Annotated in this window: 13 protein-coding genes; 1 reads left to right on the top strand and 12 read right to left on the bottom strand. The window is 44.5% G+C overall.

What is annotated here, in order from left to right; genetic code table 11:
• Positions 1 to 72: 72 nt before the first annotated feature.
• The 8 genes from PGQ33_RS03210 to PGQ33_RS03175 form a co-directional block, all read right to left on the bottom strand.
• Positions 73 to 357: a co-chaperone GroES gene (locus PGQ33_RS03210; RefSeq protein WP_022220380.1), complete on the bottom strand. Its 285-nt coding sequence runs from the start codon at positions 355 to 357 to the stop codon at positions 73 to 75.
• 118 nt (positions 358 to 475) lie between these two features.
• Positions 476 to 781, bottom strand: coding sequence for a hypothetical protein (locus tag PGQ33_RS03205; RefSeq protein WP_008375025.1), 306 nt, complete (start codon positions 779 to 781; stop codon positions 476 to 478).
• A gap of 87 nt (positions 782 to 868) precedes the next feature.
• Positions 869 to 1,651 (bottom strand): GTP-sensing pleiotropic transcriptional regulator CodY, encoded by a 783-nt coding sequence (gene codY / locus PGQ33_RS03200; RefSeq protein ID WP_022220379.1) that lies wholly within the window; start codon positions 1,649 to 1,651, stop codon positions 869 to 871.
• 154 nt (positions 1,652 to 1,805) lie between these two features.
• Positions 1,806 to 3,893, bottom strand: a complete 2,088-nt coding sequence (topA, locus tag PGQ33_RS03195; protein ID WP_270205246.1) for a type I DNA topoisomerase — start codon at positions 3,891 to 3,893, stop codon at positions 1,806 to 1,808.
• Between the two features lie 32 nt (positions 3,894 to 3,925).
• Entirely contained in the window at positions 3,926 to 5,014 is a 1,089-nt protein-coding gene (gene dprA, locus PGQ33_RS03190) for a DNA-processing protein DprA (RefSeq protein ID WP_117556107.1), read from the bottom strand.
• A gap of 14 nt (positions 5,015 to 5,028) precedes the next feature.
• Positions 5,029 to 6,555, bottom strand: a complete 1,527-nt coding sequence (locus PGQ33_RS03185; RefSeq protein WP_270205245.1) for a YifB family Mg chelatase-like AAA ATPase — start codon at positions 6,553 to 6,555, stop codon at positions 5,029 to 5,031.
• A 457-nt stretch (positions 6,556 to 7,012) separates the two neighbouring features.
• Complete coding sequence (locus tag PGQ33_RS03180; protein ID WP_022220376.1) at positions 7,013 to 7,747, bottom strand: type 1 glutamine amidotransferase; 735 nt, start codon at positions 7,745 to 7,747, stop codon at positions 7,013 to 7,015.
• 10 nt (positions 7,748 to 7,757) lie between these two features.
• Complete coding sequence (locus PGQ33_RS03175) at positions 7,758 to 9,128, bottom strand: Mur ligase family protein (RefSeq protein ID WP_070098607.1); 1,371 nt, start codon at positions 9,126 to 9,128, stop codon at positions 7,758 to 7,760.
• Positions 9,129 to 9,310: 182 nt separating this feature from the next.
• Between PGQ33_RS03175 and sigK the strand changes: the two genes are divergently transcribed.
• On the top strand, positions 9,311 to 9,943 hold the full coding sequence (gene sigK, locus PGQ33_RS03170) for an RNA polymerase sporulation sigma factor SigK (RefSeq protein ID WP_055260587.1): 633 nt from the start codon (positions 9,311 to 9,313) through the stop codon (positions 9,941 to 9,943).
• Positions 9,944 to 10,017: 74 nt separating this feature from the next.
• On the opposite strand, the gene PGQ33_RS03165 is transcribed toward sigK, so the two are convergent.
• From PGQ33_RS03165 to PGQ33_RS03150, 4 genes are all read right to left on the bottom strand, one after another.
• On the bottom strand, positions 10,018 to 10,929 hold the full coding sequence (locus PGQ33_RS03165) for a CPBP family intramembrane glutamic endopeptidase (protein WP_270205244.1): 912 nt from the start codon (positions 10,927 to 10,929) through the stop codon (positions 10,018 to 10,020).
• Positions 10,922 to 12,157, bottom strand: coding sequence for a peptidase U32 family protein (locus PGQ33_RS03160; RefSeq protein WP_008375008.1), 1,236 nt, complete (start codon positions 12,155 to 12,157; stop codon positions 10,922 to 10,924). The genes PGQ33_RS03165 and PGQ33_RS03160 overlap by 8 nt, the downstream gene beginning before the upstream one ends.
• Positions 12,158 to 12,193: 36 nt before the next feature.
• Entirely contained in the window at positions 12,194 to 12,841 is a 648-nt protein-coding gene (locus PGQ33_RS03155; protein WP_008375007.1) for an O-methyltransferase, read from the bottom strand.
• Between the two features lie 154 nt (positions 12,842 to 12,995).
• Entirely contained in the window at positions 12,996 to 14,660 is a 1,665-nt protein-coding gene (locus tag PGQ33_RS03150) for a ribonuclease J (protein ID WP_117556117.1), read from the bottom strand.
• Positions 14,661 to 14,713: the final 53 nt, after the last annotated feature.

Below are 14,713 nucleotides of genomic sequence, written 5' to 3'. Positions count from 1 at the left end.
CTGATTCTTAAAAATAAAATTCTGTTCTAATCTGAAAATCTGATTTTTATCTGTATATGATATCCTGCCGGATTATCTGATCACTGCAAGAATATCATTCTGTTTTACAATGATGTACTCTTCATCATCGAGTTCTACTTCTGTACCTGCATATTTGGAATAGATAACTTTATCACCTACTGAAACATTCATCGTAACTTCTTTTCCATCAACAACTCCGCCAGGTCCTACAGCAACAACTTCTGCCTGCTGTGGTTTTTCCTTTGACTGTCCAGGAAGTACGATTCCTGATTTGGTAGTCTCCTCTGCAACTAACTGTTTTAATACAACTCTGTCAGCTAATGGTTCTAATTTCATTATAATTCCTCCTAACTCTATCTTGTTAGCACTCAACAAAATCGAGTGCTAAAAACTTTCTAGGTATAAGATAGCACTCTCTTTCTTTTTTGTCAACATTCGATTTTGAATTTTATAATTACTTTAGATTTATTTCATAAAATCCATTCGTCACCTGCAGAACCAGAATCATACCTGCACGGTTCTCATAACGCTCCTTTATCATCCCTGTACACACAGTCTCACAAGTGATCGTCCGGATCCGGCATTCATATACTGCATCCAGTGAAATATCAGAAAGACTGCCTGAGCGCAGGATCAGATGTACCTGCTCCATCTCCTTCTGATATTCTATGACTGTTGCCTCATAAATATTCTCATCTTTTTCCTTATCTTCTTTCAGATACTGTACCATCGTAAGTACAGCTTTATCTCCATCATACATGCTCTCTTCTCTCCTTTTTACAAATATAATTCCCCGTTAAAGAAAAGGGCATCAGATTTGTCTGATACCCCTCTTTTACTTTTATCCTTAATTCATTTTTTCTTTTTTAATCTTATCCAGTTCTTTGAACACGTAATCATTCACAACCTTGATGTAAGTTCCTTTCATACCGGATGAACGGGATTCGATCACACCCGCACTCTCAAATTTGCGGAGTGCATTGACAATTACAGAACGGGTGATTCCCACACGGTCTGCAATCTTGCTTGCCACCAGAATCCCTTCCATTCCGTTAAGTTCATCAAAAATATGGATGATTGCTTCCAGCTCAGAGAAAGAAAGGGTGCTGATCGCAGATTGTACGATCTGTTCTTTTCTGGTCTCTTCTGCACTCTCTTCATTAACAGAGCGGAGCATCTCAAGTCCCACGACAGTGGTTCCGTACTCACTCAAAATGATGTCATCAATTTCGTACATGGACTCTTTTCTGTATAAAAACAGAGTTCCAAGTCTCTCTCCTGCAATGTTGATTGGAGTAATGATCGCCTGATATCCCTGGGATACATCAGCTGTAAATCCAAGTGTCTGCAGATTAACATTCTCTTTTGTGGAAAGAATACTGAGAAGACGTTCATTCAACATCGGATCAATATGTTCTCCCACTTCGTCCTGCAAAAGTTCATGGATCTCCGGGACTCCTTCACATGTGCTGACACCGAGTACCTTTCCTTTCTTACTAACTACCAGTACATTCGATGCCAGAATCTCTGTCAGAACTTCACAGATATCTGTAAACACAACTTTGCTTGAATTATTATTGTGCAACAGTTTGTTAATTTTTCTTGTTTTATCCAATAATTGTACGCTCATATCTGCCTCCATATACTTTTATTAAAAATGTGCGTTTCCGTTCGCATTTTTCACGAATATGAAATATTGTTGAAATTATGCACACAAATTAGTCAAAAAAATGTGCATATAAATATATTATCATACAATTCTGAATAGTTCAATGAAATTTGATTTATTTTTCATCTTTCTCTTTATTTTTAACAAACCCACACTGTTCATTACCGCAGACAAGTTTATTTCCCTTTTCTACCATATAGCTTCCGCATTTCGGACATTTTTCTTCTGATGGCTTCTGCCATGACATAAAATCACATTCCGGATTATCCTCACATCCGTAATAACGTCTGCCTTTCTTTGTCTTACGCAGTACAATGTCTTTTCCGCATTTCGGGCAGGCAACTCCGATCTTCTCCAGATACGGTTTGGTGTTGCGGCATTCCGGGAATCCGGGACATGCAAGGAACTTTCCATGAGGACCGTATTTGATGACCATATTTCTTCCACATTCTTCGCAGACTACATCGGTTACCTCATCCTCAATTTTAACTGTTTCCAGCTCTTTTTCTGCTTTTTCAACCGCTTCATTCAGATCCGGATAGAAATTGCTGATAACCGATTTCCACTCTACCTTTCCTTCTGCGATCATATCCAGAAGTCCTTCCATATAAGCGGTAAAGTTGACATCGACAATGCTTGTGAAAGACTGCTTCATAATATTATTGACCACTTCACCAAGCTCAGTCATATAAAGATTCTTGTTCTCTTTTGCAACGTATCTTCTTGCAATAATCGTAGAGATCGTTGGTGCATAGGTACTCGGACGTCCGATTCCAAGTTCTTCCAGTGTCTTTACAAGAGATGCCTCGGTGTAATGTGCAGGTGGCTGTGTGAAATGCTGCTTATAGTCAAAGGATTCTTTCGTCAGTTCTGAATCTTTATCGATACTCTTGACCATTACATTTCCACTCTGTTTTTCCTCATCGCTTTCCACATATGCCAGACGGAAACCTTCAAATATAATCTTAGATGCCGATACCGTAAAACGGTAATCATCTGCTCCGATTTTAACAGAAGTTGTCTCATATTTTGCCGGCTGCATTCTGCTCGCCACAAAACGCTTCCAGATCAGCTGATACAGACGGAACTGGTCTCTTGTAAGAGATTCTTTGATTTCTGCCGGAACACGGGTAACATCTGACGGGCGGATGGCTTCGTGTGCATCCTGAATATTTTTCCCGTCATTCTTCTGCTTCTGTTCCGATGCAGCCTCTGCCACATACTCTTCTCCGTAGGCTTTTCCAACGTAGGCTCTTGCATTTGCATCCGCCTCCTCAGAGATACGGGTCGAATCCGTACGCAGGTAAGTGATCAGACCAACCGTTCCACTTCCTTTGATATCCACACCTTCATAAAGCTGCTGTGCGATACGCATCGTCTTTGAAGTTGCAAAATTCAATGCTTTGGATGCCTCCTGCTGAAGGGTACTGGTTGTAAACGGAAGCGGTGCTTTTTTGCTTCTCTCACCGCGCTTTACATCGACCACTTTATATTCTGCCTCTTCCAGATCTGCAAGAATCTTATGCAGTTCTTCTTCGTTATGGATGGTGATCTTCTCATCCTTTGTTCCATAGAATTTTGCTGTAAGAGGCTTCTTTTCTCCCTTTACCTTGAAATTGGCGTCCAGTGACCAGTATTCTTCCGGAATAAACGCTGCGATCTCATCTTCCCGGTCTGCAATGATGCGAAGTGCCACAGACTGCACACGACCGGCACTAAGTCCTCTTTTTACTTTTGCCCAGAGAACCGGACTGATCTTATATCCCACGATACGATCCAGCACACGACGCGCCTGCTGCGCATCTACCAGATCCATGTCGATATCACGTGCATTTTTCAGGGATGCCTTTACCGCACTTTTAGTGATCTCGTTAAAGCTGATCCGGTATACTTTCTTTCCTTCCAGTTTAAGTGCTTTCATCAAGTGCCAGGAAATTGCTTCTCCTTCGCGGTCCGGGTCAGTTGCAAGATAAATCTTATCTGCTTTTTTTACTTCTTTTCTAAGTCCTGCAAGGATCTCACCTTTTCCTCTGATTGTAATGTATTTCGGCTCAAAGTCATGCTCCAGGTCTACTCCCATCTGACTTTTCGGCAAATCTCTTACATGTCCGTTTGATGCCATTACCACGTAATTGCTGCCGAGAAATTTCTTTATGGTCTTCACTTTTGTCGGTGACTCTACAATCACAAGATAACGTGCCATATATTATATTCCTCCATATTAATAGTGTCAGATCATTTAGCTCTGACATAATAATTTTTTGATCTTTCCTGAATGCATCCTTTCAACTGAAGAGATACACAGATTCCCATCACCTCCTGTGGAGTAAGTCCGGTTTCTCTCTGTAAATCATCCAGCCCCCGCGGATACAAACCGAGCTTACTATACACCAAATTTTCTTTCGTTTCAAGCTTTATTTTATTTTTCGTGTCTGATATAATTGCGATTTTCTTCTTTAGCAACCCTTTTATAACCAGTTCTTCCAGCAAATCTTCTTCATTCAGAAGAATCCCTGCTCCCTGCCGGATCAGGCGGTTACAACCACAGCTCAGCGGCTCTGTCACCATCCCCGGGAGAGCATAAATGTCTCTTCCTTGTTCAAGAGCCATGTCTGCTGTAATCAGGGATCCGCTCTTTTCTTTTGCCTCCATAACAAGTACCACATCGGCAAGTCCGCTGATCAGACGGTTTCTTGCCGGAAAATGCCAGGCAACCGGTGGAGTTCCCGGTGGCTGTTCAGACAGTATGCCGCCCCGCTTTATCAAATCATTATAGAGTCCTTTATGTGCCGCCGGATAACATACATCCGCTCCGCCTCCCAGGACCGCAAATGTCTTTCCTCCAACATTTAATGCAGCCCGGTGTGCCATCCCGTCAATTCCCAGTGCCATTCCACTGATGATCTGGATTCCACTCTCCGCAAGTCTTTCCACAAAGCGAAGCGTCATTTTTTCACCATAGCTGCTACATCTTCTGGCACCCACCACCGCCACCGACGGGATTCCCTCCTGTGGCATCTCCCCGATAAAAAAGAGTGCATACGGCATTCCCGCAAGTTCTTCAAGCCGCTTCGGATAATTTTTCTGGCCACGGACTGCCATCTGAATTCCCCGGTCCACCGCTTTTTGATACGCTTCCCTCCAGTTCCTTTTTTTCTTACTTTCTTTCAGGATCTCCCACTCTTTTTCTGTAATTGTCTGTTCTCTGATTCCTTTTTCTTCTATATAATAGACTGCTTCCGCAGATCCGTTTTTTCTGCATAATTCACACTTCCTGCCACCGGTGATTCCTTCCACACACGCCAGCCAATATGTATACCACATTTCACTCATTTCTCTTATCCCCAGTATTCTTTATCCATAACCCGATACCCCAGTGCCTCTCGAAGTGTCGCAAGATCGATCTCCTCCTTTTCCTCCAGATCTGCGATTGTCCGTGCCACCTTCAACACTTTATGATAGCTTCTCACCGTCAGCTTCATCACTTCATAAGCCTGGCGCATCATCCGTTCTTCCTCTTTCCCAAGACGGCAGTATTTTTCAATTTCATTTTGCCCCATCTGTGCATTTTTTGTCAGCTTTTCTTCTCGAAAACGCTCCATCTGACGCATTCTTGCAAGCATCACTTTTCCTCGCATGGTTCTGGAATCCATCCCTGTTCCCTTTCCGGTCAGTTCTTCATATTCGACCTTGGGTGCCTCCATGCAGATATCAATCCGATCCAGAAACGGCTGGCTCAACTTTCCCTGATAATTCCGGATCTGCCCGGGCGTACAGGTACATTGGGGACCAGGAGCCATTCCGCAGGGACATGGATTCGTTGCAGCAACCAACATAAAGTCTGCCGGAAAAATATAAGCTCCCTGCTGCCTTGCCAGATGAATGCATTTTTCTTCCAGCGGCTGCCTGAGCACCTCCAGAACACCTCTTGGGAACTCCGCCAGCTCATCCAGAAAAAGGACACCTCCATGCGCAAGTGTTGCTTCTCCCGGCGATGGGATTCGTCCGCCTCCGATGAGTGCTGCCCGCGTCACGGTATGATGGACCTCCCGGAACGGTCTCTTCCAGATCAGCGGATTCTCTCTTTTAAGCAGTCCCGCCGTACTGTAAATCCCCGTGATCTCCAGACTTTCTTCCCGGTCAAGCGGTGGTAGTATCGTCGGAATCCGTTTGGCAAGCATTGTCTTTCCGGAACCAGGCGGACCGACATAAAGCAGGTTATGTCCTCCTGCCACTGCCACCATCGTCGCTCTTTTTACTGCTTCCTGTCCCTGAATATCACTATAATCTATGTCCCATTCTTCCATTCCATGAGCCTCTTCCTGATCAGGTTTCTCCATCTGAGGCATATACTCACCCTTCAGCCATCTGCATACCTCCTCCAGAGTCTCTGCCCCAAAAATCTGTATTCCCTGCGCCAGCCTTCCCTCATCCTCATTTGACTTCGGAATCACACAACACCTAAAACCAGCCTTCTTTGCTTCAAGAACAATCGGAAGGATTCCCTCTACCGGCTGCAGCTTTCCATCCAGTCCGAGCTCTCCTGCAAGTAAAATATCCTTCACTGCTTTTTCCGGGAAAATCCCCATTGCCCCGAGTACTGCAACTGCAATTGGAAGATCAAATACCGATCCCTTCTTGCGGACACATGCCGGCGACAGATTGATTACAATCTTTTTCGCCGGCATGATATAACCGGCATTACGCATGGCAGTTCTTACCCGTTCTGCGGCTTCCTTTACCTCAGAAGACAAATATCCCACCATATGAAACATTGGAAGTCCGTTCCCTGCATCTGCCTCTACCTGCACAAATTCTACTTTCAGCCCCAGAATCGTTGCCGAATGTACCTTATAAAATCCCATATTAAATTCACCCTTGCCTTTCCCCGGCAAAAGTTCAGAAGTTTTATTTCAGAAAATATATGGCGAAATGCCATGAGCGATTTGCTAAAAGAAAACCGATATCTTTTAGAAAATGTATCCTTATGATAGTATGGGGAGGGGATTTTGTCAAGATGATTGGGAGGGGAAATTTGTGGGAGTAGGTTGTGAGGTCATCGTGGGAGAATCATCTCTTTTGATTCTATTGTGCAAACCATTCCGAGAAGCCTCTGAAAGCGAAAATTGTGTCAGCAATGGCTTCCACAATTTTTGAGTCTTCTCTCCATTGCACAATAAGTGAATCGAAAGAGATGATTTTCCCACGATGACCGCCGTACTTTACTGGCAAAGTTTTGCCTTGCTGTATCATAGGTGGGACAAAATGCCACTGCACAGGTGGGATGGAACCCTGTGTGCAGTGGCATTTTCTAAATAAGCATTATTTGCTTAATCTTTGTTTCATGTATTCGTTGGCGTTTAATTCCAGGGTGTCTTCCAGTGGCGCAAGTGGTTCTATTTGACCGTATTTGCGTTCGAGGGCAGTTTGTAATATAAAATCGCAGAGAACCGGGTTCTTTGGTAAAAGGGAGCCGTGCGAATAGGTTCCGAAAACATTTTTGTAGCGGGCTCCTTCAGTTTGGTCTTCTCCGTTGTTACCGTAGCCTTTGAGCATTTTGCCGAGTGGTGATACGCCTTCACCCAGGTAGGTCTTGCCGGAATGATTTTCAAAGCCGACTACGACAGCTCCACTGCTCTCCGGGAGGGTCTCAAACATATAATTGCCGATCATACGCTCTTTTGATCCAACGGTATGAATGTTGATTGCGCCGGTAAAATCGAGCTGGACACCATCCCAGGTCTTATAATACTGGCCAAGCATCTGATAGCCTCCGCAGATTGCGAGGAAGGTCTTTTCATCTTCCACAGCCGCGCGGATCTCTGCTGCTTTTCCGGTCCCCAGGTCTTTCAGAAGGACTTCCTGTTCAAAATCCTGACCTCCGCCAATGAAGAAGATATCATAGCGGTTTGCATCCAGCGTTTCTCCGATCGAGCAGCCTTCTACATTGACCTTGATTCCCCGATCCTCCATACGACGTTTCATTGTGATGATATTGCCCCGGTCTCCATACAGATTAAGGATGTCCGGATAGAGATGACAGATATTCAGTTCCATAATTCCCTCCTTATTCGTAAAATGCCTTGATATCAGTATGCTTGCTGATCTCGCCGCGCAGATCAAACATAGCGGTATAAGTCGGCATAATAAATGTCGGTGTCTCATCCGCTCCGATTGCTTCTAAAAGGTTCTCATAGTCGCGGATCACTTCAATCCGTCCAGTGTCAAATCCTGCATATTTCAGGCGGAGTGCCATATCATCTGCACGGACTCCGGATACCAGAATACGGGTAAAGCGTGCGCTCTGGCGGGCAAGTGCTTCAAAATCCACATCCCAGATCCAGCTGATATCGGTTCCATCTGCATAACGGTCGTTCAGAAGGAACGCAATCTTGCACTCTTCCTCATCATTAGAGATCTGGTTGATGACCTGATTGTACCCTGCCGGGTTCTTGACAAGCATCATACGTGCTTTAGACTTGCCAAGTTCAAACTGTTCCGCACGTCCGAAACCACACTCAAATCTGCTGAGTGCATCAACTGCTGTGTCTTCATCGATTCCAACAATCTCCGCAGCCGCAACACAGGCTGCCGCATTGTAAATATTGTAACCTCCCGGAAGATTAATGTGCACATCATGGCTATGCCCGAATGCATTTAACACGATATCCGAAGAATCTGCTCCGGTACGCACTACCTGCGTCACGCCAACCTGCGGTGTCTGCCGGTGATATCCACATTTCGGACAGCGGAAACCGCCAAGATGGCTGTAAGTTCTGTAATCGTATTCATATTCTGTCTTACAATGAATACAGTACACTGCATCAGACAATTCAAACGCTGTCTCTTTGTAAATCGGCACATCCACCCCAAACCATACAACCTTATTCGGTACATCATCTGCAAGAGATGACGTCAATGAACAGTCCGCATTCAGGCACAGGGTTGCATCCGGTACGTGGGTAATTCCTTCGCGGATTGCATTCAACGTGTGGGTGATCTCCCCATATCTGTCCAACTGGTCACGGAAAATATTGTTGACTACCAGACACTCTACCGGCAGCATCTCACTGGTCTTGCGGAACGCTGCCTCATCGCACTCGATCAGTGCGTGTGTGTAGGAACACTTGCCAGAAAGACTGCAGTGCTGTGCAAACACCGTAATGATCCCGGTCAGAAGATTGGCACCGGACTTATTTGCGAAGTACTTATATCCGGCTTCTTCAAATGCCTGCTCGATCATACGGGACGTGGTCGTCTTTCCATTGGTTCCGGTCACTACCGTAACCTTCACCCCACGTGATAATTCCTTTAAAATATCTTTGTCAATTTTTAATGCGATCTTGCCCGGCAGGTTCGTTCCGCCTCGTCCCATCCGCCGCAGGACTGCATTGGATGTCTTACAGGCAAGTACCGCTAATCTTGTCCTTATTCCCATAATTTTTTCCTTTTCTCTCGTAATCTCATTTCTTTTGTAAAACATATCTGCTACTACATGATTCAACGCTCATTATAACGCATTTTCAGACGTACCACAAGCGCAAAATAACCCGAATGGAAAAGCACAGAACATTTCACTTTTACATACAATGTTAGTAACTCTATTTTGAGGTAATCGTATTGAAATCCTTTCCTCCGCCTCTTACTCCAAAAGAGGAATCCGAGCTTCTGAGACGCAGTGCAGACGGTGACAATGAGGCCCGTCATATTCTGATCGAGCGCAATCTCCGTCTGGTCGCTCATGTCATAAAAAAATATCAGCATCTGGAGGACGATACAGAAGATCTTCTGTCCATCGGAACCATCGGTCTTATCAAAGCAGTTTCCACCTTTAACCCAGACAAAAAAGCCCGGCTTGCCACCTACGCCTGCCGCTGCATCGAAAATGAACTTCTGATGATGCTGCGCACCAAGCGGAAGAGTAACCGGGAAACCTCCCTATACGAACCGATCGGTACAGACCGGGAAGGGAATGAGATCCGCCTGTATGATGTCATCGAATCTGATGAAGAAGATGCCTGTATGCAGCTTGCCCTGAAAAATGATATTTCTCTTCTCTATGAAAAACTGGAATCCGTTCTCACCGACCGCGAACAGCTGGTACTGAAAAAACGCTACGGTCTTTATGGTGAAAAAGAATATACCCAGAAAGAAGTTGCAGCTTCTCTTGGCATCTCACGTTCCTATGTTTCGCGAATTGAAAAAGGGGCGATCCAAAAACTCCGCCCCTGCTTTCTTCCTTCTCATTTTTAATTTTTGCTGGTCTAGATCCTGTCTGTCCATTTTAAAATTCATGATGCTTCTTTCACACCGGCAGACAGGACACTCTACTCAAACATTCCTATACCAAAAAGCAGAATGCCAAGTCCCAGAAAGACGCTACTTGCAAGCACAAGCCCCAGCAGAGTTTTCTTTTTCTCTCTTGGCAGAAGTCCCCTGTCGTATCCCGGCTGTCCTTTATGGATCAGATAATTCCCCGCATAAATCAGAAACGGTCCTGCCGAAGCATAAATAAAATACACCGCCACCGTCACAAGCAAAATGCCTGTCGATGCCATAGCTTCTGCACTTTCCATCTGCTCTGAAGCCACACTGGAAGTAAGCTGTAAAAGCAATGTCGGTAACGCATTATTGATCAGATGGAAGAACATGTTATAAAACATGTTATCCGTCTCGGCAAGCAGATATCCCATGGCGATTCCAAGCATCGATGTCGGCACAAACCGCCAGAAGCTTCCGTGAAATGCACCGAACATTACTGCACTGATCAGAATTGCCGGCCATGGACTCCTAAAGCCACGAAAGCAACTGAAAAGCCCGCCTCTGAATGCTATTTCCTCAAAAATCGCCGGCGTGACACAGATCAGAAGAAATGCAAGTCCAAACGGCAGTCCACCGGATAATTCACTCACACTTTCTGTAGCCCCACTCATCTGCTCCGGAAATACATAAAGCATGATCGATGTCGGAATCATCGTGATCAGAAGGGTTCCGATCCACATCAGCAATGTTCCGACAGTCTTTGCGATCGTCGGTCTGTGAAATGGAAATGCACGCTTTACGTCTTCCCTGAAAAGCACTACTATTCCAAGTGCCAGCACCGCAAGAAGACCCTCATACATTGGAATTCCCCACTCACCAAAATAATAGACACAAAATCCGGAAAGCCAGAATATATCCACGCCGTACAGAAGGATCAGTACGATCGCCGCATATGGCTTCCACGTTTTTTTATTCATCTGCTTCCTCTTTTCTTCTGAGAATATCGTACTTGTCAGCCCTACCGGACAGTTCTACATACAGTACCTGCTTCGGATGTGGTGCACTCTCCTGTTCTTCTCCTTCTTCATTTACGATCCGTTTTACCTGAACCTCCACGTTATCTCCGTTCGGTTTCATGATCTCAATCGTCTCGCCCACCGAAAATTTATTTCTCTGTTCGATCTTCACCATACCGTCTTTAATCTCTTCTGTGATTCCAAGATATGTGTACTCCCGGATATAGGTGTTGCTGTCATAAATCTGTGCCTCTTCCGATGGTTTTCCAAAGAAAAATCCAGTTGTAAACTGCCGATAGGTACAATTCGAGATCTGGTCCAGATACCACGGCATATTCTTCCTGTAAAGCTCCGGATCTTTCTGATAATCATCAATTGCTTTCCGGTATGTTCTCGCTACAGTTGCCACATACAGAGCCGTTTTCATTCTTCCTTCGATCTTGAAGCTGTCAATCCCCGCATCGATAAGCTCCGGAATATGTTCGATCATACAGAGGTCTTTTGAATTGAAAATATACGTTCCTCTCTCATTTTCATAAACCGGCATATATTCTCCCGGACGGGTTTCTTCCACAACAGAATATTTCCAGCGGCACGGATGGGTGCATGCGCCATGGTTTGCATCCCTGCCTGTAAAGAAATTACTGAGCAGACATCTTCCGGAATAAGAAATACACATTGCACCGTGTACGAATGTCTCAATCTCCAGATCATCCGGGATATGTGCACGGATTTCTTTGATCTCACGCATGGAAAGTTCTCTTGCAGATACAACTCTGCTCGCCCCTTGTCTGTACCAGAACATATAAGTTGCATAATTTGTATTATTGGCCTGTGTACTCACATGTCTTTCAATTTCCGGACATACTTCTTTTGCGATCTCAAATACACCCGGATCAGCAATGATCAATGCATCCGGTTTTATTTCCTTTAACTCTTTAAAATATTCCCGCACGCCTTCCAGATCGTAGTTATGTGCCAGAATATTTGCAGTTACATATACTTTTACATCATGCTCATGTGCAAACCGGATTCCTTCCATCATATCTTCTTTGGAAAAGTTCTTTGCCTTTGCACGAAGTCCAAATGCTTCTCCTCCAATATAAACTGCATCTGCTCCAAATACGACTGCAGTCTTCAACACTTCCAGGCTGCTTGCCGGTATCAATAATTCAGGATGTCTTGCCATTATTTTTTTCCTTTCTGTTACTGTTATCTCCTGTTTTTATTTTCGCACGCTCAGTGCCACTCCATCTCCCAGCGGAAGAATAGACGTCTCAAGCTCAGGATGATGTTTCAGAGTATACAGATACTCCCTCATCCGGCTATGGATCGTGCGGTCTCTTCTTTCCACCGCAAACCGTGACTCAATAATATCTCCGTCCTGCAACACATTATCCGTGATCAGGATCCCTCCCGGCACAAGGAAACGCATCACCTGTTCTAAATATGCCGGATATTGTCCCTTTGCGGCATCCATAAACACAAAATCAAATCCTGCATCATCCGGCATGCCTTTCATAATCTCCAGTGCATCACCTTCAAGCAGCGTAATTTTCTGTTCCATACCTGCCCTGGCAAAATTGGCTCTGGCAATTGGAATCCTTTTTTCGTAATTTTCGATTGTTGTAATGTGACATTCCTCCGGAGAATATTTTCCCATCAGAATTGCCGAAAATCCAACTGCTGTCCCAATTTCAAGAATCTTTACCGGACGTTTGATCTCCAGCATTACTTTCAGAAAACTTTTTGTCTCTTTGCGGATGATCGGAACCATGTCCGCAAGGGCTTCCTGTTCGATCTCATCGAGAACGGGAATGTCCGCACTTTCCAGAGAATGGAGGTAAGTCGTCAGTCGTTCTTCTACTATCATATCTTCCTCTTTTCTTCCAAGGGAATTCTTATCCTATACATTTATCATAGAAGCGCAGACAAAGTTTATTTTCTTTTCAACTCTGACTGCGCTTCTTTATGCAGATATCTTCGCATCTGCTTATTTTCATAAAAATGCCACAGGCATCTTTATATTATACATCCATAATGATCGGAAGGATCATTGGTTTTCTCTTGGTTCTTTTCCAGATAAAGTCATTCATTGTGTCGCGGATCACAAGCTTAATCTTGCTCCAGTCAGCATGACGGCTCATCAGACATTTTTCAACCGCTTCCGTAACAACCTTCCGTGCCTCTTCCATCAGGCTTTCAGATTCACGTACATAAACAAATCCACGGGATACGATATCCGGTCCGGCAAGAAGCTGGTTGGTACGCTTTTCCAGTGTCAGAACGACAATCAGGATTCCGTCTTCTGCCAGATGCTGACGATCACGCAGAACAATATTACCGACATCGCCAACACCGAGTCCATCTACCAGAATTTCTCCTGTGTGTACCTTATCTACAACTTCTGCGCTTTCATCATCCAGTGCAAGTACATCGCCTGACTTGAGGATGAAAATGTTGTCCTTCGGAATCCCAAGAGATTTGGCAATACCTGCGTTCGCTTTCAGATGACGGTATTCTCCGTGAACCGGAATTGCATATTTTGGTTTTACCAGTGAATAGATCAGCTTCAGCTCTTCCTGGCACGCATGTCCGGATACGTGCGTATCCTGGAAAATAACATTCGCTCCCTTTTCAGAGAGTTCATTAATGATATTCGATACCGCTTTTTCATTACCCGGGATCGGATTAGAGCTTAAAATGATCGTGTCACCCGGCATGATCGATATCTTCTTATGGATATCTGCTGCCATACGTGACAGAGCCGCCATAGATTCTCCCTGGCTTCCGGTTGTGATGATCGTTGTCTTCTCTCTTGGATAGTTTTTCAACTGATCTGTCTCGATCAGCGTATTCTCCGGCACATTCAAATAGCCAAGCTCTGATGCAACCGAAATGATATTTACCATACTGCGGCCTTCTACAACTACTTTACGTCCATACTTGTAAGACGTATTGATGATCTGCTGTACACGGTCTACATTCGAAGCGAAGGTTGCTACAATAATTCTTGTATTGGAGTGTTCGGCAAAAAGCCGGTCAAATGTAGCTCCCACTGTCCTTTCTGACTGTGTAAAACCAGGTCTCTCCGCATTGGTACTGTCTGACATCAATGCCAGTACCCCTTTCTTGCCAATTTCTGCAAAACGCTGCAGATCAATCGCATCACCAAATACCGGTGTATAATCTACCTTAAAGTCTCCGGTATGCACAACAATACCTGCCGGCGAATAGATTGCCAGTGCCGATGCATCCTGGATACTGTGGTTCGTCTTGATAAATTCAATTCTGAATTTTCCAAGATTGATCGACTGTCCATGGCGCACTACTTTTCTTTTAGTTGAGCGGAGAAGATTGTGCTCTGTGAGCTTTTTCTCGATAATTCCCATAGTCAGCTTTGTTGTATAAATCGGCAGATTAATCTCTTTAAGCACATAAGGAAGCGCTCCAATGTGATCCTCATGTCCATGTGTGATCACAAAACCCTTCACCTTATCCGCATTGCTCTTAAGGTAACTGATATCCGGGATTACAAGATCGATTCCGAGCATATCATCTTCCGGGAACGACAATCCGCAATCTACTACAATAATACTGTCTTCATATTCAAAGGCAGTGATATTCATTCCGATCTTTTCAAGGCCTCCAAGCGGAATGATCTTAAGTTTTGAGTTGCTTTTTTTCTTCAATCTCACACCTCCATATATTTTATGTATCTCATCCGTACATTTAATTATCGTAA

The sequence above is a fragment of the Coprococcus sp. AM100_B19A genome (genome assembly GCF_027662015.1).
GTDB lineage: Bacteria > Bacillota > Clostridia > Lachnospirales > Lachnospiraceae > Allocoprococcus > Allocoprococcus comes.
Note: the sequence above shows the minus strand (reverse complement) of the source record. Positions and strands in the feature narration are given on the sequence as shown.